16 protein-coding genes, 1 tRNA gene and 1 pseudogene are annotated in these 16,342 nt (G+C 72.8%); 12 read left to right on the forward strand and 6 right to left on the reverse strand.

All coding sequences use genetic code 11. The annotated features are described in order from the left end of the window. Positions 1-8: 8 nt before the first annotated feature. Positions 9-173 carry a 50S ribosomal protein L33 gene (gene rpmG / locus OG866_RS19695; RefSeq protein WP_329336434.1) on the reverse strand — a complete coding sequence of 55 codons (165 nt, stop codon included), beginning with the start codon at positions 171-173 and terminating at the stop codon, positions 9-11. A 63-nt stretch (positions 174-236) separates the two neighbouring features. On the opposite strand from rpmG, the gene rpmB reads away from it, so the two are divergent. From rpmB to OG866_RS19715, 4 genes are all read left to right on the forward strand, one after another. Next, positions 237-473: a 50S ribosomal protein L28 gene (gene rpmB, locus OG866_RS19700; RefSeq protein ID WP_329336435.1), complete on the forward strand. Its 237-nt coding sequence runs from the start codon at positions 237-239 to the stop codon at positions 471-473. Then, the gene (gene rpsN / locus OG866_RS19705) at positions 473-778 is read left to right on the forward strand and encodes a 30S ribosomal protein S14 (protein WP_329336436.1); all 306 of its coding nucleotides are present in this window, start codon (positions 473-475) and stop codon (positions 776-778) included. The genes rpmB and rpsN overlap by 1 nt, the downstream gene beginning before the upstream one ends. Positions 779-823: 45 nt before the next feature. Further along, positions 824-1,321 (forward strand): hypothetical protein, encoded by a 498-nt coding sequence (locus tag OG866_RS19710; RefSeq protein WP_329336438.1) that lies wholly within the window; start codon positions 824-826, stop codon positions 1,319-1,321. Between the two features lie 109 nt (positions 1,322-1,430). Further along, on the forward strand, positions 1,431-1,961 hold the full coding sequence (locus tag OG866_RS19715) for a DUF4232 domain-containing protein (RefSeq protein ID WP_329336440.1): 531 nt from the start codon (positions 1,431-1,433) through the stop codon (positions 1,959-1,961). Between the two features lie 6 nt (positions 1,962-1,967). Here OG866_RS19715 and OG866_RS19720 read toward each other — a convergent pair whose 3' ends face one another. Continuing rightward, positions 1,968-3,089: a DUF2786 domain-containing protein gene (locus tag OG866_RS19720; RefSeq protein ID WP_329336442.1), complete on the reverse strand. Its 1,122-nt coding sequence runs from the start codon at positions 3,087-3,089 to the stop codon at positions 1,968-1,970. A gap of 65 nt (positions 3,090-3,154) precedes the next feature. Here OG866_RS19720 and OG866_RS19725 point away from each other — a divergent pair, with 65 nt between their 5' ends. From OG866_RS19725 to OG866_RS19735, 3 genes are read left to right on the forward strand one after another with little or no spacing between them, the layout of a single operon-like run. After that, the gene (locus OG866_RS19725) at positions 3,155-3,781 is read left to right on the forward strand and encodes a LysE family translocator (RefSeq protein ID WP_329336444.1); all 627 of its coding nucleotides are present in this window, start codon (positions 3,155-3,157) and stop codon (positions 3,779-3,781) included. A gap of 56 nt (positions 3,782-3,837) precedes the next feature. Next, entirely contained in the window at positions 3,838-4,575 is a 738-nt protein-coding gene (locus OG866_RS19730) for a Clp protease N-terminal domain-containing protein (protein WP_329336446.1), read from the forward strand. Positions 4,576-4,614: 39 nt separating this feature from the next. After that, on the forward strand, positions 4,615-6,294 hold the full coding sequence (locus OG866_RS19735) for a bifunctional 3'-5' exonuclease/DNA polymerase (protein ID WP_329336448.1): 1,680 nt from the start codon (positions 4,615-4,617) through the stop codon (positions 6,292-6,294). A gap of 28 nt (positions 6,295-6,322) precedes the next feature. Here the strand turns inward: OG866_RS19735 and OG866_RS19740 are convergent, their stop codons facing one another. Further along, positions 6,323-9,517, reverse strand: a complete 3,195-nt coding sequence (locus OG866_RS19740; RefSeq protein ID WP_329336450.1) for an AfsR/SARP family transcriptional regulator — start codon at positions 9,515-9,517, stop codon at positions 6,323-6,325. Between the two features lie 342 nt (positions 9,518-9,859). Here OG866_RS19740 and OG866_RS19745 point away from each other — a divergent pair, with 342 nt between their 5' ends. From OG866_RS19745 to OG866_RS45245, 5 genes and pseudogenes are all read left to right on the forward strand, one after another. After that, positions 9,860-10,411 (forward strand): SigE family RNA polymerase sigma factor, encoded by a 552-nt coding sequence (locus tag OG866_RS19745; RefSeq protein WP_329336452.1) that lies wholly within the window; start codon positions 9,860-9,862, stop codon positions 10,409-10,411. Beyond that, entirely contained in the window at positions 10,387-10,761 is a 375-nt protein-coding gene (locus tag OG866_RS19750) for a hypothetical protein (RefSeq protein WP_329336454.1), read from the forward strand. Before OG866_RS19745 ends, OG866_RS19750 begins: the two co-directional genes overlap by 25 nt. Before the next feature lie 29 nt (positions 10,762-10,790). Further along, positions 10,791-12,449 carry a dolichyl-phosphate-mannose--protein mannosyltransferase gene (locus OG866_RS19755; RefSeq protein ID WP_329344198.1) on the forward strand — a complete coding sequence of 553 codons (1,659 nt, stop codon included), beginning with the start codon at positions 10,791-10,793 and terminating at the stop codon, positions 12,447-12,449. A gap of 16 nt (positions 12,450-12,465) precedes the next feature. Continuing rightward, positions 12,466-12,813, forward strand: a complete 348-nt coding sequence (locus OG866_RS19760) for a WD40 repeat domain-containing protein (protein WP_329336456.1) — start codon at positions 12,466-12,468, stop codon at positions 12,811-12,813. A 119-nt stretch (positions 12,814-12,932) separates the two neighbouring features. Continuing rightward, a pseudogene (locus OG866_RS45245) lies at positions 12,933-13,104 on the forward strand (tyrosine-type recombinase/integrase); the annotation flags it as partial. Between the two features lie 47 nt (positions 13,105-13,151). Here OG866_RS45245 and OG866_RS19765 read toward each other — a convergent pair. The 3 genes from OG866_RS19765 to OG866_RS19775 all read right to left on the reverse strand — a co-directional run bounded on the left by OG866_RS19765 (position 13,152) and on the right by OG866_RS19775 (position 16,289). After that, positions 13,152-13,225 (reverse strand) — tRNA-Thr (locus OG866_RS19765). 105 nt (positions 13,226-13,330) lie between these two features. Beyond that, positions 13,331-14,932: an alpha/beta hydrolase gene (locus OG866_RS19770; protein WP_329336458.1), complete on the reverse strand. Its 1,602-nt coding sequence runs from the start codon at positions 14,930-14,932 to the stop codon at positions 13,331-13,333. Between the two features lie 151 nt (positions 14,933-15,083). Next, positions 15,084-16,289, reverse strand: a complete 1,206-nt coding sequence (locus OG866_RS19775; protein WP_329336460.1) for a DNA polymerase III subunit delta' — start codon at positions 16,287-16,289, stop codon at positions 15,084-15,086. Between the last annotated feature and the right edge of the window lie 53 nt (positions 16,290-16,342).

Here is a 16,342-nt window from a genome sequence, read left to right on the forward strand (position 1 = left end):
GGCGGTGGTCAGCGCTCCTCTCGGAAGTCGACGTGGCGGCCGGCGAGCGGGTCGTACTTGCGCAGGGTCATCCGGTCCGGGTCGCTGCGGCGGTTCTTGCGGGTGACGTAGGTGAAGCCGGTCCCGGCCGTGGACCGGAGCTTGATGACGGGGCGGAGTTCGTTGCGAGCCATGCCGTGTATCTTACTGAAAATGAATTCCATTTACACAACGGCTTCGAGAGAGGTGCGTCACCCATGTCCGCCCACTGCATGCTGACCGGCGCCCGGCCCGGCTTCGGCAACCGCATCTCCCACTCCCACCGGCGCACTTCACGCCGCTTCGACCCCAACATCCAGTCCAAGCGCTACTGGCTGCCGAGCGAGAGCCGGTACGTGCGGCTGCGGCTGAGCACGAAGGGGATCAAGACCGTCGACACCATCGGCGTCGAGGCGGCCGTGGCCCGCATCCGCGCCCGGGGAGTGAGGATCTGATGGCCAAGAAGAGCAAGATCGCGAAGAACGAGCAGCGACAGCAGATCGTCGCCCGGTACGCGCAGCGGCGCGCCGAGCTGAAGGAGATCATCCGGCGGCCGTCGTCCACGGAAGCCGAACGGCAGGACGCCCGGCGGGAGTTGGCCAGGCAGCCGCGCGACGCCAGCGCCACCCGGGTGCGCAACCGCGACCAGGTGGACGGCCGGCCGCGCGGTTACTTCCGGGCCTTCGGCCTGTCCCGGGTGAGTCTGCGGGAGCAGGCGCACGCCGGGTACCTTCCGGGGGTCCGTAAGTCCTCCTGGTAGCTTGCTGCGGTCGTAGCCTCGCCCGTAATCCGCCAGGGAGCTTCCATGACATCGGCTTCGGTGAACTTCTCGCGCACCTCGGCTGCCGCGGCCATGGCTCTCGCGGGTGTCCTCGCGCTGGGCGCGTGCAGTTCGGACGACGGCTCGGACTCCGACGGCTCGACGCCGAGCGCGACCGCCTCCGCCGACGGTTCGGCCGGCGGTTCGGCCTCCTCGTCCGCCTCCGCCTCCGGTGACCTCGCGGGCAGCTGGCTCACCACCGCCAAGGGCAAGGCCGTCGTCCTGATGGTCAACGGCACCGAGGCCGGGCTGTTCGCGACCGGCGGGACGGTGTGCAGCGGGACCGCGGGCGAGGAGTCCGGGATGCAGATGATCCACCTCAAGTGCACGGACGGCAGCAAGGGCCGGGCGACCGGGATGGTCGACTCGGTCGACAAGACCACCCTCAAGGTGACGTGGGAGGGCGGCCTCGGCGCGGAGACGTACACCAAGGCGGAGGGCGGGCAGCTGCCGTCGGGGCTGCCGACGGCGAGCCTCGGCTGAACAGAACCGGGGATCGGCGGGGGCGGGCAACCGCTCCCCGGGCTCGTGCGTGATGATCCTTGCACGCGACTCAGCGGCAGCACGCCGCCCGGAGCATCCAAGGACCCCCATGCGCGCCCTCCCCCTCGCCGCCGCCACCCTCGCCGCGGCCTTCCTGCTGACCGCCTGTTCCGACGACGACGGCGGCGAGGCCACCGGCGCCTCCGCCAAGGCCGGCGGCGCCTGCGCGATCGGCGAGATGGGCGTGCGGGTCGGCCCCGCCAACGCCGCCCCGGCCGCCGGCGACACCGGCAACGTGCCCGTGACGCTCACCAACAAGAGCGGCGCCAAGTGCACGCTGGACGGTCTGCCCGGCATGGACCTCATCGCCGGCGGCACCACGGCGAGCGTGGAGTCCGACCCCGCCGCCACCGCCAGGAAGACGACCCTCGCCAAGGGCGCCGCGATCTCCTTCACCCTCACCTATGTCCGGGGCGAGAAGGGCGGCGACGGCAGCCTCGCCGTGACGAGCGCGGACTTCACCCTGCCGGGGTCCACCAAGACGTACGCCTTCAAGTGGTCGTACGGCGATGTCGCTTTGAAGAAGGACGGCGAGACCCCGGACGCCGCCGTGTCCGGGTTCATGGAGTCCAGCGAGTGACCCCGCTCAGCGCAGGGGCTTGCGGGACTTCACCTGCGCCCGGTCCGCCGCGTCCGAACCCTCCAGCCAGCCCGCCTCGTCGCTGACACCACGCAGGCGGGTGGTGGTGGTCTGCGGGAACATGCGGTCCAGGCGGTCGGTGACGGCGACCTCGCGGGTGGCGAGGACCGGGAGCAGGTCGTCGCCGACCTGGTTCTCGGCGGCGGCGCGCAGCCGGTCGCCGACGCGGTGGGCGTAGGCCGCGAGGAAGGACTGCCGGAAGGTCTTGGTGCGCTTGCGGCCACCGGCCCGCTGGGCGGCCTCCGCCTTCGTCATCGCGGACGTGGCCTGCACCAGGAGCGAGGTGTAGAGCAGCTCCACGGCGTCGAGGTCGGGGCCGAAGCCGACCACCGTGGAGAAGGCGAACGCTTCGCTCCAGACCGCGCGGCAGTGGTTCGCGGTCGCCACCGCGTCCAGCAGCACCGCCTTGGCCTGCTCGTACGGCGGCTCGACCCCGATCCGGCAGGCGCCCGGGGAGTCGTGCGTGGGCGCCTGCGCGTCCAGGAGCGCCTCGTCGACACTGTGCCGGGCCATCAGCTCCTGCGCCTTGGCGGTGAGCGCCTCGGCCTCGTCCGGGTAGCCCGTCGCCTCCGCCTTGGCGAGCAGCGCGCGGATCCGGGTGAGCATGCGGGGCTCGGCGGAGGAATGCCGGCTGACGGGCTCGTCCAGGGGTTCGAGGCTGGGCAGTCGCAGCAGCAGCCGGTACAGCTCCAGGACCGAGGTGGCGCGGGCGAAACGGTCCTGCGACGACAGATCGGTCGTCAGCTCTTCGAGCTGAGCCCGCCAGCGGGGACCGCGCGACCGGTCGTCGGGCGCCTGCGCACGGATCAGCGCCGACACGAGTCGTACGTGTACGTCGTCCAGCTCGCGCCGCACCAGCCGTACGACGTCGGCGGGCTGCCAGCCACGGCGCCAGGCCGCCGCGACGAACTCCCGTCCCCGGCGTTCGAGTTCGGGGTCGGCGTCCGGATCGGCGGCGAGGAGGGAGGCGGCCGTGTCGAGGGCGGAGTCGGCGTCCGTGTAGAGGGCGGCCTCGAAGGCGCGGTCGACGGGGCTGGAGGCACTGCTGCCGGCGCTGCTGCTGGTCACGGGGCGATCGTCTCACTCCCTGAAAATCGGGTGCCGCCGCCCGGGGTGGCTCCGAGCATGGCCGCATGGTGGACATGTCTCTCTACGCGGCCTTTCTCGTGGCCGCCTTCGCGCTCTGTGTGACTCCGGGTCCCGACATGATGTTCATCGTGGCGATGGGCGGCCGGGGCGGCCCCGCGGCGGGGGTGATGGCGGCGTTCGGGGTGGCCTGCGCGATGTTCGTGCACACGCTCGCCGCGGCGCTCGGTCTGTCGGCGCTGTTCCTGGCCCTGCCGACGCTGTACCACGTGCTGCGCTGGGCGGGCGCGGCGTATCTGCTGTATCTCGCGGTGAAGGCGTTCCGGGACCGTTCGGTGCCCGGCGAGGGGGCGGCGGCCGGGGCGGGGATGCGGCGGGCGTTCTGGCAGGGCGCGGTCACCAATCTGCTCAACCCCAAGGTGATCCTCTTCAACGTGGCGTTCCTGCCCCAGTTCGTGGCGCCCGAGAAGGGCCACATGTGGGAGCAGTTCCTGGTTCTCGGGCTCTCGATCACGGTGATGGGCTTCGCGGTGGACGGTTCGATCGGGCTGCTCTCCGGGAAGCTGTCGGCGCTGCTGCGGCGCAGCCGGCGGGTGGCGCGGGGGCTCAACATCTTCAGCGGGACGGTGTTCACGGGGCTGGCGGTGCGGTTGGTGGCGTCGGCGCCGAAGTAGCCGAGGGGTGTCAACGGCGGGTTGACAGTGCCGGACTGTCAACCTACGGTTGACACATGACGACGAACCCCAACATCACGTCATCCGTACGCCTCGACGACCTCATCGCGGCCATCAAGAAGGTCCACGCGCAGCCCCTCGAACAGCTGGAGGACGCGGTGATCGCCGCCGATCACCTCGGCGACGTGGCCGACCATCTGATCGGCCACTTCGTGGACCAGGCCCGCCGCTCGGGGGCCTCCTGGACGGACATCGGCAAGAGCATGGGAGTGACCCGGCAGGCGGCACAGAAGCGGTTCGTGCCCAAGGAGGGCGGCGACCTCGGGGCGAACCAGGACTTCAGCCGCTACACGCCACGGGCCCGCAACGTGGTGATGGCCTCCCACAACGAGGCCGTCGCCGCCCGCAACGCCGAGGGCCGGCCCGAGCACCTGCTCCTCGGCCTGCTGGCGGAACCGGAGGGGCTGGCCGCGAAGGCGATCGTCGCGCAGGACGTCCTGCTCGATACCGTCCGCCAGGCCGCGACCGCCGCGCTCCCGCCGGCCGTCGAGGACGCCCCGGAGCTGGTGCCCTACGGCTCCGACGCCAAGAAGGTCCTCGAACTCACCTTCCGCGAGGCCCTGCGCCTGGGCCACAACTACGTAGGCACCGAACACCTGCTGCTGGCCCTCCTGGAGTTCGAGAACGGCCAGGGCCTCCTGTCCGCCCTCGGCGTCACCAAGGAGGCGACGGAGGCGAACATCGCGGCGGCGCTGTCGGAGTTCACCGCGAAGGGCAGCGGCGCGGCGTCCTGATCAGGCCCGTTGTCAGACCCCCCTGCGACACTCGCAACCATGACCGATCGCTGGGCACTCGCCCCGGCCGAGGGTGGTGGTGTGGAGCTCGCCGCCCTCGGCGGGGACGGGCTGCCCGTCGGGGCGGTGGTGCGGGAGGCGGATCTCGCGGCGGCCGTGCGGGGGCGGCCGGAGGTCACGCGGTGGGTGTGGCGGTCCACCGCCGAGGTGTATCCGCGGCTGCTCGCCGCGGGGGTGCGCGTGGAGCGGTGCTACGACATCGAGGACGCCGAGACACTGCTCCTCGGCCACGCCGGGAGATACGGGGAGCCCCGGTCGGCCGCCGCCGCGCTCGCCCGGCTGCGCGGCGGGCCCGTACCGCCCGATCCCCCGCTGCGCTCCGCCGAACCCGGCTCCCAGTCCTCCCTCTTCGAGCCCCAGGCCGTCCGCCTCCCCCTGACCCACCTCCTGGAGGTCTACGCCGACCAGCTGCGCCGCCAGGACGCCACCGCGCACCCGGACCGGATGCGGCTGCTGATCACCGCCGAGTCGGCCGGAATGCTGGTGGCCGCAGAGATGAACCGCGCGGGACTGCCGTGGAGCGCCGACGTGCATCGGGCGGTGCTGCACGAGCTGCTCGGTGAGCGGTACGCCGGTGGCGGGGAGCCGCGCCGGCTCGCCGAGCTGGCCGACGAGGTGTCCGCCGCGTTCGGGCGCCGGGTCCGGCCCGATCTGCCCGCCGATGTGGTCAAGGCCTTCGCGCAGGCCGGCATCAAGGTCGCCTCGACCCGTCGCTGGGAGCTGGAGACCGTCGACCATCCGGCCGTGAAGCCCTTGATCGAGTACAAGAAGCTGTACCGGATCTGGGTCGCCCACGGCTGGTCCTGGCTCCAGGACTGGGTGCGGGAAGGGCGCTTCCGGCCCGAGTTCCTCTGCCATGGAACCGTCACCGGCCGCTGGGTCACCAACGGCGGCGGCGCCCTCCAGATCCCCAAGGTGATACGCCGTGCCGTCGTCGCCGACCCCGGCTGGCGGCTGGTCGTCGCCGACGCCGACCAGATGGAACCGCGCGTCCTGGCCGCCATCTCGCGCGACCCCGGGCTGATGGAGGTGGCCGGCCGCGAGACCGACCTCTACCAGTCCGTCTCCGACCGCGCCTTCTCCGGCGACCGCGACCAGGCCAAACTCGCCGTGCTGGGCGCCGTGTACGGCCAGACCTCCGGGGACGGCCTCAAGAACCTCGCCGCGCTGCGCCGCCGCTTCCCCAAGGCGGTGGCGTACGTCGACGAGGCGGCCCGCGCGGGCGAGGAGGGGCGGCTCGTACGGACCTGGCTGGGCCGCACCTGCCCACCCGTGGCCGGCTCGGGCGACGACGCCGCCGAGGAGGCCGGCATCCCGCAGGACGGACCCGCGGACCAGGGCTGGGTGACGGGCCACGCCTCCGGCACCGCCCGCGCCCGCGGCCGGTTCGCCCGTAACTTCGTCGTCCAGGGCAGCGCCGCCGACTGGACCCTGCTGCTGCTCGCGGCACTGCGGCGGAGCTGCGCGGACATGGCGGCCGAACTGGTCTTCTTCCAGCACGACGAGGTGATCGTGCACTGCCCCGAGGAGGAGGCCGAGCAGGTCGTCGCCGCCATCCGGGACGCGGCGGCGCTGGCCGCCCGGCTGACGTTCGGGGAGACGCCGGTGCGGTTCCCGTTCACCACGTCGGTGGTGGAGTGCTACGCGGACGCCAAGTAGCCCGCACGTACCCGCTCGTCCGGTGCGGTCAGCGGTCGAGCAGATCCCTGAGCTCGGCCAGGACTTCCTTCTTGTCCGTGCCGTCCAGCGCGGCCAGCGCGAGGCGCCACTGCTCGCGCGCCTCCCCGGTCCGCCCCAGCTCCCACAGCAGCAGCCCGTACTGATGACGGGCCAGCCCGCCCGTGTAGCCGTCCGCCCGGGCGTCCGCGCGGCGCAGCAGCTCGGCGTACTCGCTCTCGGCCCGCTCCGCCCGGCCCAGCAGCCGCAGGGCGCGCAGCAGCCCGAGCCGGGACTGGGACTCCCCGTGCCAGTCGCTGTGACCGCCGAGCATGCCGAGGCTCTCCTCGAAGTGCGGTACGGCCGCCGCCGGTTCGCCCAGGGTGAGGTAGGCGTAGCCGATGTTGCAGTGCGCGGAGTGGGCGACGATGACGTTGCCGATGTCGCTCGCGATCGCGAGGGAGCGCCGGTGGTGCTCGATGGCGGCCCGGGGGTCGGTGTGCTCGTACAGGTTGCCGAGATGGCCGTACGCCACCGCGTCGCCCCAGGGGTCGTCCAGCTGCGGCGAGAGCTCCAGGCAGGCGAGGAGCGCCTGCTCGGACTCCGCGTAGCGGCCGAGGCTCTCCAGCAGCAGACCCTTGTTGCCGAGGCAGCGCCGGACCCGGGAGACCACGCCGAGCCGCTGCCAGAGCCTGAGGGCCTGGTCGTTGGTGTCGAGGGAGTCGCCGTGACGGCCGGCCAGGAAGTGCATGCCGGCCAGGTCGCTCAGCGCGTACGCCTCGGCGACCTCGTCGCCCAGACGCCGGGCCAGCTGGAGCGCGACCTGCCCCAGCACCTCCATCTCGGCGACGCGACCGCCGCGTTGGAGACAGGGGAAGAGAAGCCGCAGCAGGGCGGAGACATGGGCGGCGGTGCGCTGGTCGGAGGCGTCGGCGTACCGCTCGGCGAGCGCGACGATGTTGTCCAGTTCCGCGGTGCTCCACGCGAAGGCCTCCTCCGCCGAGGCGAAGGGCGGTACGGACGCCACGTGCGCGGTGTGCTCGGGCGGCTGCGTCGGGGTCGGGCGGCGGCGGTCCCCCTGGTCGAAGCCGGGTACGACGGTCGCGGTGAGGACGCGTTCGGCGACGGCCGTGTACCAGCGCACACCGGTGCGGGCGACGTCCACGGCCCGTCCGCTCTCGGCGAGTTCCCGGGCGAAGTCACGGACCAGGTCGTGCGGGGCGTAGCGGCCGTACGCCGTCTCCTCCAGCAGCGCCACGTCGACGAGCCGGTCCAGCGCCTCCTCGGCGCGGTCCGTGTCGGTGCCGAGGAGGCGGGCGATGAGCGGGGCGCCGTAGGTGGGCAGATGCAGCGCGCCCAGGCGGCGCAGCGCGAGAGCGGCGTCGCGGTCGGAGCGGCGGCCCGAGGCGGCGAGCGCGTCGTGGGCGACGGCCAGCGAACGGCGTACGGACAGGTCGTCGTACTCCAGCCGCTGCAACCTGCTCTCCGTGGCGGCCAGTTGGTCGGCGAGCACGTCCGGGGTGAGCGCCCGGCGGGCGGCCAGCCGGGCGGCGACGATCCGCAGGGCGAGGGGGAGGCGGCCGGTGAGTTCGACGAGGGGGTGGGTGGCGTCGATACGGTCGCCGTCGTCACCGTCGTCGTCACCGTCGCCGTCATGCGGGCCGGAACCGGGGCCGCGGCCCGAGGCCGCCCGCAACAGCGCCGCGCTCTCCTCCGCCGACAGCGGTTCGAGCGGGAAGCGGCGGGCGCCGTCGAGGGCGGCCAGCGGGGAGCGGCTGGTGACGATCACCGCGCAACCGGGGCCGGCCGGCAGCAACTGCCGTACCTGAGCGGCGTTCTCGGCGTCGTCCAGCACCATCAGCGTGCGGGTCGGCGCGAGCATCGAGCGCAGCAACGCGGCCGCCGCGTCCGGGTGTTCGGGGATGGACCGGGAGTCGGCACCGAGGTCACGGAGCAGCGCGGTGAGGGCCTGGGCCGAGGTGAGGGGGGTCATGCCGGGGGTCGCGCCGTGCAGGTTGACGTACAACTGCCCGTCCGGGAAACGGTCCCGCAGGTCGTGCGCCAGGTGAAGGGCGAGCGCGCTCTTGCCGACACCGGCCATGCCGCTGAGGACCGCGACGGGGGTGGGGTGGTCGGCGGAGGCGGTGGAGAGGGTGTGGCGCAGGTCGCGGAGGTGGGCGGCGCGGCCGGTGAAGTGGGGTGGAGGCGGCGGTAGCTGGGCGGGACGGGGTGGTGGGGCGGGGGGCGGTGCGGGGGTGGGAGCGGGCTCGGGGGACGGGGCGCCTGCGGCTGTGCCAGAGGGGTCGGTGGCGTCGTCGGCCGGCACCCCGCCCCCCGCGCCCGTGCTCGTACCAGCACCCGCCGGCCCCGTCGGCCGCTCCGGCCCGTCCGGCACCCCCCGCAGCACCTCGGCATGCGCCTCCCGCACCCCCGCACCCGGCTCCACGCCGAGTTCCTCGATGAGGCGCACGCGCAGGTCGCGGTGGACGGCGAGGGCCTCCGCCTGGCGGCCGGTACGGTGCAGGGCCAGCATCAACTGGCGGTGGAAGGTCTCGCGCAGCGGGTGTTCGGCGGCGAGGGCGGTCAACTCCGGTACGACGGCCTCCAGTCGGGCGCCGCCGACGGCGAGGTCGGCGTCGTAGCGCCACTCCAGGAGCAGCAGCCGGGCCTCTCCCAGCCGTTGTACGAAGGCGTAGCCGCCGAGTTCGGCGGGCAGCCCGGTGAGCGGGGTGCCGCGCCACAGGGCGAGCGCCGCGGTGCAGGCGCGTGCCGTGCGCTCCCAGTCCCGCCCCGCGTGGGCGGCACGGGCCTCGACGGTCAGGGACTCGAAGACATGGACGTCCAGTTCGCCCTGCTCGACGCGGAGGAGATAGCCGGGGGGCACGGCGCGCAGCCGGTCGGGGTCGTCGAGCAGGCGGCGCAGCCGGGTGACGTGGTTGTGCAGCGAGGCCTGTGCGGAGGCGGGCGGCGCTCCGCCCCACAGGGCGTCCTTGAGCGCGTCGACGGAGACGGTACGGCCGGCTTCCAGCAGCAGGGCGGCGAGGAGTACGCGCACTTTGGGGCTGCCGACGACGCGGGCGACCGGGCTGTCGCCGTCACCACCGCTGCCGTCACCACCGCTGCTGCCACCGCCGTCTGCGTGACCCTCGGCGTCGTACAGGACCGGCGGACCGAGGAGTCCGAAGCGCAACTCGCACCGCTTCACACCGACCCACTGCCTTCCCATGCGCTGTACCTGGCGAAATCCCGCCGTTGGCCACATGTTAGCGATCCGTTGGCGACGCCTGATGTGATCACTTCATCGGATCTGGCCCGAGGGTGCGCGCGTCGTACGCGTTACTCGGGGGAGTGTCGCTGTCGCGGCCGGATCCGGGGATGTGACAGGACCCCGGTCGTCGGAGGTGAACGACCGGGGTCCTCGTCCGTTTTCCGGGGCCCGGCCCCGCACGGCCGGTCGCCCGGCCCCCTTCCCCCTTCACCCCTCCAATGTGACCCATGCCACACCTTGGGAGTGCATAGCCGAGCCGACCCGACGTCCTTAATTAAAGGGTGTGAGGGAGGGGCGACGTTGACGAGGCAGGGGCGGTCCGACGCGTTCGACCGGTTCGTGGCGGACCGGTGGCCGACGCTGCTGCACCTGGCCCGGCTGCTCACCGCCGGGGACCGGCACCGGGCCGAGGACCTGTTGCAGGAGGCGCTGGTCAAGCTGTGGTTCGCGTGGCCGAGGGTGGCCGACCAGGCGCCGGAGGCGTATGTGCGCAAGATCCTGGTCCGCGCCGCGGCCCGCTCGGCCCGGCGCCGCTGGTGGGGCGAGCAGCCCATGGACCGCCTCGACCGGCTGCCCGAGCCGCCCGAAGCGGCGGACGAGACCGCCGCCGTGGACGAACGGACCCGCCTGGAGGCCCTGTTGGCGCAACTTCCGGCACGTCAACGGGCCGCGGTGGTGCTGCGCTACTACCAGGACCTGCCCGAGGGGCAGGTGGCGGAGGTGCTGGGCTGCCCGGTGGGCACCGCACGCTCGCTCACGGCACGGGGAGTCGGACGGTTGCGTCGGCTGATGACCGAGACGGGCGAAGGACGGGTGGAGAAGGAGCCATGGACCACTTCGAGCAGGAGCTAGCGCGCATGCTGCGTGACAGCTACGACCTCGGCTGTGACCAGGGTCGACGTGCGTCGTCGTACGAGGAACGGCACCGCCGACGCCTGTACGCCGGTGTCCGCGCCCGGCAGCGGACCCGGCGGGCCTGGATGGCCACCGGTTCGGCGCTGACGATCGCCGCACTCGGTGCCGTACTGATGACCCTGCCGAACTCCCTCACCCAGGACAGCCCCACCACCCCCCGGCCGCGCCCCGCGACCTCGGCCCCGCTGCTTCCGGCACCGGCGACGGCGACGGCGCTCCCCGCCTCCACCACCCAGGGGGAGCCGCTGCCGTACGGCCTCACCACGACCGCGAAGCCCACCACGTGATCGACGAGACCGCGGCGGCGGCAGCAGCCGTGGCGGAACAGCCGGCCTCGCGGCCGGACCGGCCACCGTCGACCGCCTGGGAACAGCGCCTGCGCCGCTTCGGCCGGCTGCCCCGCCCGCGTACGCCGTCCCTGCGCGACCGTCTGGTCGCCCCCTTCCCTCGGCCGCTCACCCCCTGGTCGGGCTGGGCCGGCCCGCTGCTGGTGGCGGCCCTGGCCGGGGTGCTGCGCTTCTGGCGCCTGGGCAGCCCGCACACGCTGGTCTTCGACGAGACGTACTACGCCAAGGACGCCTGGTCGCTGCTGCGCCTCGGGTACGAAGGGACCTGGCCGGACCGCAAGATCGCCGACCCGCAGGTCCTGGCGGACCCGCAGGTGATCCCGCTCTCCGACCCCGGGGTGTTCGTCGCGCATCCGCCCGCGGGCAAGTGGGTGATCGCCCTCGGCGAGTGGCTGTTCGGCCTCGACCCGTTCGGCTGGCGCTTCATGACGGCGGTCCTCGGCACACTGTCGGTGCTGATGCTGTGCCGCATAGGCCGCCGTCTGTTCCGTTCGACGGCCCTGGGCTGTCTGGCGGGCGCGCTGATGGCGGTGGACGGCCTGCACTACGTCATGAGCCGCACCGCGCTGCTCGACCTGGTCGTCATGTTCTTCGCCCTGGCGGCGTTCGGCTGTCTGCTGATCGACCGGGACCGGGCACGCGCCCGGCTCGCCTTTGCCCTACCGCCTCCCGAGCCGGACGGCCGCACCCGCCCGGACGCCGTCATCGCCGCCCGCGCGGGCACCGGCCCGCGCCCCTGGCGTCTGGCGGCGGGCGTCTGCCTGGGCCTGGCGTCCTCGGCCAAGTGGAACGGCCTGTACTTCCTGGCCTTCTTCGTCGTCCTGACCCTGCTCTGGGACGTGGGCGCCCGCCGGATGGCCGGGGCCCACCACCCCTACCGAGCCGTCCTGCGCAAGGACCTCGGCTGGTCGCTGCTGTCCCTGATCCCGGTGGCCGCCGTGACCTACCTGGCCACCTGGACCGGCTGGTTCCGCTCCTCCGACGGCTACGACCGGCACTGGGCGGACGGCCGCGGCGGCACCTGGTCCTGGATCCCGGCCCCGCTGCGCGGCCTGTGGCACTACGAGTACGGGGTCTACCAGTTCAACGTCGGCCTGGACTCCTTCCACAAGTACGAGTCGAACCCGTGGAGTTGGCTGGTCCTGGGCCGCCCGGTGCTGTTCCACTACGAGTCCCCGAAACCCGGCACGAACGGCTGCCACACCTCCACGGACTGCTCCCAGGCGATCCTCGCCCTCGGCACCCCGGCCCTGTGGTGGACGGCCTGCGCCGCGCTCCTGTACCTGCTCTACCGCTGGGCCCTGCGCCGCGACTGGCGGGCCGGCGCGATCCTCTGCGCGGTGGCCGCCGGATACCTCCCCTGGTTCCTCTACCAGGACCGCACGATCTTCGCCTTCTACGCCGTCGTCCTCGTCCCCTACCTGTGCCTGGCCGTCACGATGACACTGGCCGCACTCCTGGGCCCACCGGGCGCCACGGAGAGCCGCCGCACCCGGGGCGCGATCGCCGCCGGCGTGATCGTCCTGCTCATCGCCTGGAACTTCATCTACTTCTTCCCGATCTACACCGGCCAGACGATCCCGTACGCGGACTGGCATGCGCGGATGTGGCTGGACACGTGGATCTGAGGGCCGCTCATCACGGGTGCGCGGAGATGGTCGGATTTCGTGGAAGCTTCCCCGTATCGAATTCAGCCCCGACGGCCGCACCATCGCCACCGACACCGAGGACAACACGGTTGCGCTCTGGGACACCGGCACACATCGCCGTATCGGCGAGACCCCCCACAGTCACACCGCGCAGATCAAGGCACTCACCTTCAGCCCCGACGGCTCCCTGCTCGCCACCGCGAGCCGCGACAACACCGTCCGACTCTGGGACGTCACCAGCCGACAGCAGATCGGCGAGCCCCTCGAAGGCCACAGCGCCGACGTCACCGGCGTGGGATTCGGCCCCGCCGGCAAGACGATCGTGAGCTGGGGCAGGCCGTGATGCGCACGCCGTCGGGACCCGTATGCACCGCTTCGAGCCCGGCCCGCCCAACTGCGCCACACACGAGAACTGCAAGCGCGGATGCCCGAAGCCGTGCACGGCGACGTACGTCCATCACGCGATCATCTGCCGGCACGATCCTCAACGAACTCGGGGTCGACATGCCCACGATCATGGAGATCCTGGCGCCACACCCAGATCAGCCAGACCCGCCACCCGCACCCGCACCCGCAACTGAGACTGGGGACCCGCCGCGCGGCCCGCGCTCAGCGCCGCCGCCGCATCCGATAAAAGCAAAAGCCCCAGGTCACGGCGAGTGAGTCCTGAGGCTTCCACAGAGCCGCCTTCGGGATTCGAACCCGAGACCTACGCATTACGAGTGCGTTGCTCTGGCCATCTGAGCTAAGGCGGCGCGCCGTCCGCACCATGGTGCGGTCAGCAACGTCGGTAAGTCTACACAGTTTCCAGGGGTGCTCCGCACCAGCCCCGGAGGCAGCCGTTCCGGGGCCGGGAGGGGTTACGAGCAGCGCTTTCCCCGCGTCGGAGGCGTCCCGTGGAGCAGGTAGGCGTCGATGGCGGAGTCGACGCAGGTGCTGCCGCGGCCGTAGGCGGTGTGGCCGTCGCCCTCGTAGGTGAGGAGGCGGGAGGAGGTCAGCTGGGCGGACAGGGCACGGGCCCAGCGGTAGGGGGTCGCCGGGTCGCGGGTGGTGCCGACGACGACGATCGGGGCGGCGCCGCGCGCGGTGATGCGGTGCGGCTCACCCGTGGCCTTCACCGGCCAGTACGCACAGTTCAGCGAGGCCCAGGCCAGGCCCTCACCGAAGACCGGGGACGCCTTCTCGAACTCGGGCAGCGCCTCGCGCACCTCGTCCGGCGTGGAGAACGCTGCGGGCAGGTCGAGGCAGTTCACGGCCGCGTTGGCGAACATCAGGTTCGAGTAGCGGGCGTCGGCGTCCCGCTCGTAGTAGCTGTCGGAGAGGAACAGCAGGCCCGCGCCGTCGTCGTCCTTCATCGCCGAGGTCAGCGCCTCGCGCAACTGCGCCCAGGCGCCCTCGTCGTACATCGCCGCGATCACACCGGTCGTGGCGAGCGCCTCGCCCAGCTTGCGGCCGTCCGCGTCGCCGGTGGGGATCGGGTGCGCGTCGAGCTTGCCGAAGAAGGCCTTCAGCCGGTTCCCGACCTGGTCCGCCCGCTTGCCCAGCGGGCAGTCCGGCTGCTGCACACAGTCCCGCGCGAACGACTGGAACGCCGTCTCGAACCCCGCCGTCTGGTCCAGGTTCATCCGCCGGGCGGGCAGGGACGGGTCCATCGCGCCGTCCAGGACCAGCCGGCCGGCCCGGTCCGGGAAGAGGCCCGCGTACGTCGCCCCGAGGAACGTCCCGTACGACGCCCCGACGTACGTCAGCTTCGCGTCGCCCAGCGCGGCCCGCAGGATGTCCATGTCCCGGGCCGCCTCGGCGGTGGACACATGGCGCAGCAGCTCGGGCGAGCTCGCCCCGCACCCCTCCGCGAACTTCTTGTAAGCGTCGACGAGTTCGTCGGTCTCCTCCGTGTCGTCGGGTGTCGTGTCGGTCTGCGTGTACGCGTCCATGTCCCGCCCGTCGAGACACTTCACGGGCTCGCTGCGGGCGACGCCGCGCGGGTCGACCGCGACCATGTCGTACCGGGCACGGACCTCGGCGGGGTAGCCGATCCCGGCGTACGCCTGGAGGTAGCCGACCGCGGAGCCGCCCGGCCCGCCCGGGTTCACCAGCAGTGAGCCGAGCGCCCTGCCGGAGCCGGTGGCCTTCTTGCGAGCGACGGCGAGGCGGACGTCACCGGCGTCCGGCTTGTCGTAGTCGAGCGGTGCCCTCATCGTCGCGCACTGGAAGCCGGGGACACCGCAGCTGCGCCAGCTCAGCTTCTGTTCGTAGTACGACGTGAGCGCCGCCGGCGTGGCCTTCGGCAGCGCGGCCAGCGCCGCCTCCGCGGCCGAGCTCGGAGAGCCCGTCGCACTCCCCGCCGAGCAGGCGGAGACGAGCAGCGCGGCGAGGGCGAGCACGGCACCGCCGGTACGGGAACGCCGGCTGCGGGGCGGGGCGATCGGGGCTGCGGAGCGAGGACTGCGCCTGAGGTACATCAAGCGAGCGTAACTCTGAGCAGTCGCGCGAATGCTCAGCGTGCACAATCCGGCTCGTACGAGTTACCTGGTCAACCTCCAGTTGATCGCGGGGAAGGGGGAAGCGGGGAGGGGGGCAGGGGGACAGGGGACGGGCCCGTGCCGCCGTCGGTCAGCCCGCTCGCAGCGCCATCGTCATCGCCTCCACCGCGAGCAGCGGCGCCACGTTGCGGTCGAGGGCGTCGCGGCAGGCGCCGATCGCCTCGATGCGGCGGAGCGTGGCCTCCGGGGAGCTGCCGCGGGCGAGCCGCTCCAGGGCGTCCTCCGCGTCCGCGTTGGCGATGGCGACCCGGGAGCCGAGCTGGAGGGCGAGGACGTCGCGGTAGAAGCCGGTGAGGTCGGTCAGCGCGACGTCCAGGCTGTCGCGCTGCGTCCGGGTTCTACGCCGCCTCTGCTTGTCCTCCAGGTCCTTCATCACGCCCGCCGTGCCCCGCGGCAGCCGCCCGCCCTGGACCGCGCCCAGTGCCGTCTTCAGCTCCTCGGTCTCCTTGCCGTCCATCTCCTCGGCGAGCAGCTTGGCATCCTCGGCGGCGGCGTCGACGAGTTCCTGGGCGGCCTTGAGGCAGCCGCCGACGTCGTCCACGCGCAGGGGGAGCTTCAGGACGGCGGCCCTGCGCTCCCGCGCGGCCGGGTCGGTGGCGAGTCGGCGGGCCCGGTCGACATGCCCCTGCGTGGCCCGGGCGACGGCCGCCGCCACGTCGGGCTCGATGCCTTCACGTCGTACGAGAAGGTCGGCGACGGCGGCCACGGAGGGCGTCCGCAGGTTGAGGTGCCGGCAGCGGGAGCGGATGGTGGGCAGGACGTCCTCGATGGAGGGGGCGCAGAGGAGCCAGACGGTACGGGGGGCGGGCTCCTCGACCGCCTTCAGCACGGCGTTGGCCGACTTCTCGTTCAGCCGCTCGGCGTCCTCGACGAGGATCACCTGCCAGCGTCCGATGGCCGGTGACGTGAAGGACTTCCGGACGGTGTCCCGCATGTCGTCGGCGAGGATCTGCGCGCCCACGGCGGCGACGGTGGTGACGTCGGCATGCGTGCCGACGAGGGCCGTATGACACCCGTCGCAGAACCCGCACCCGGGGACCCCGCCGAGCGCCCGGTCCGGGCTCACACACTGCAACGCCGCCGCGAAGGCCCGCGCGGTCTGCGTCCGCCCGGCCCCCGGCGGGCCGGTGAACAGCCACGCGTGCGTCATCTTCGACGCGGTGGGCGGCGGTGCGTCGGAAGCGGCGGCGGTGACAAACGCGTCGGCGTCCCGAGCGGCAGCGGTCAGCTGCTCACTCACCTTCTCCTGGCCGACGAGGTCGTCCCAGACGGTCATGGGTCACGCCGCCCTTTCGTCACGGTTGGGGGTACGAGCCGGAGGTACGGGCC

It is taken from the genome of Streptomyces sp. NBC_00663 (assembly GCF_036226885.1).
Classification (GTDB): Bacteria; Actinomycetota; Actinomycetes; order Streptomycetales; family Streptomycetaceae; genus Streptomyces.

Bases quoted from the DNA above. Each gene is read 5' to 3' on its own strand.
- rpmG (WP_329336434.1), bottom strand. From the start codon at position 173: ATGGCTCGCAACGAACTCCGCCCCGTCATCAAGCTCCGGTCCACGGCC.
- rpmB (WP_329336435.1), top strand. From the start codon at position 237: ATGTCCGCCCACTGCATGCTGACCGGCGCCCGGCCCGGCTTCGGCAAC.
- rpsN (WP_329336436.1), top strand. From the start codon at position 473: ATGGCCAAGAAGAGCAAGATCGCGAAGAACGAGCAGCGACAGCAGATC.
- OG866_RS19710 (WP_329336438.1), top strand. From the start codon at position 824: ATGACATCGGCTTCGGTGAACTTCTCGCGCACCTCGGCTGCCGCGGCC.
- OG866_RS19715 (WP_329336440.1), top strand. From the start codon at position 1,431: ATGCGCGCCCTCCCCCTCGCCGCCGCCACCCTCGCCGCGGCCTTCCTG.
- OG866_RS19725 (WP_329336444.1), top strand. From the start codon at position 3,155: ATGGTGGACATGTCTCTCTACGCGGCCTTTCTCGTGGCCGCCTTCGCG.
- OG866_RS19730 (WP_329336446.1), top strand. From the start codon at position 3,838: ATGACGACGAACCCCAACATCACGTCATCCGTACGCCTCGACGACCTC.
- OG866_RS19735 (WP_329336448.1), top strand. From the start codon at position 4,615: ATGACCGATCGCTGGGCACTCGCCCCGGCCGAGGGTGGTGGTGTGGAG.
- OG866_RS19740 (WP_329336450.1), bottom strand. From the start codon at position 9,517: ATGGGAAGGCAGTGGGTCGGTGTGAAGCGGTGCGAGTTGCGCTTCGGA.
- OG866_RS19750 (WP_329336454.1), top strand. From the start codon at position 10,387: ATGGACCACTTCGAGCAGGAGCTAGCGCGCATGCTGCGTGACAGCTAC.
- OG866_RS19770 (WP_329336458.1), bottom strand. From the start codon at position 14,932: ATGTACCTCAGGCGCAGTCCTCGCTCCGCAGCCCCGATCGCCCCGCCC.
- OG866_RS19775 (WP_329336460.1), bottom strand. From the start codon at position 16,289: ATGACCGTCTGGGACGACCTCGTCGGCCAGGAGAAGGTGAGTGAGCAG.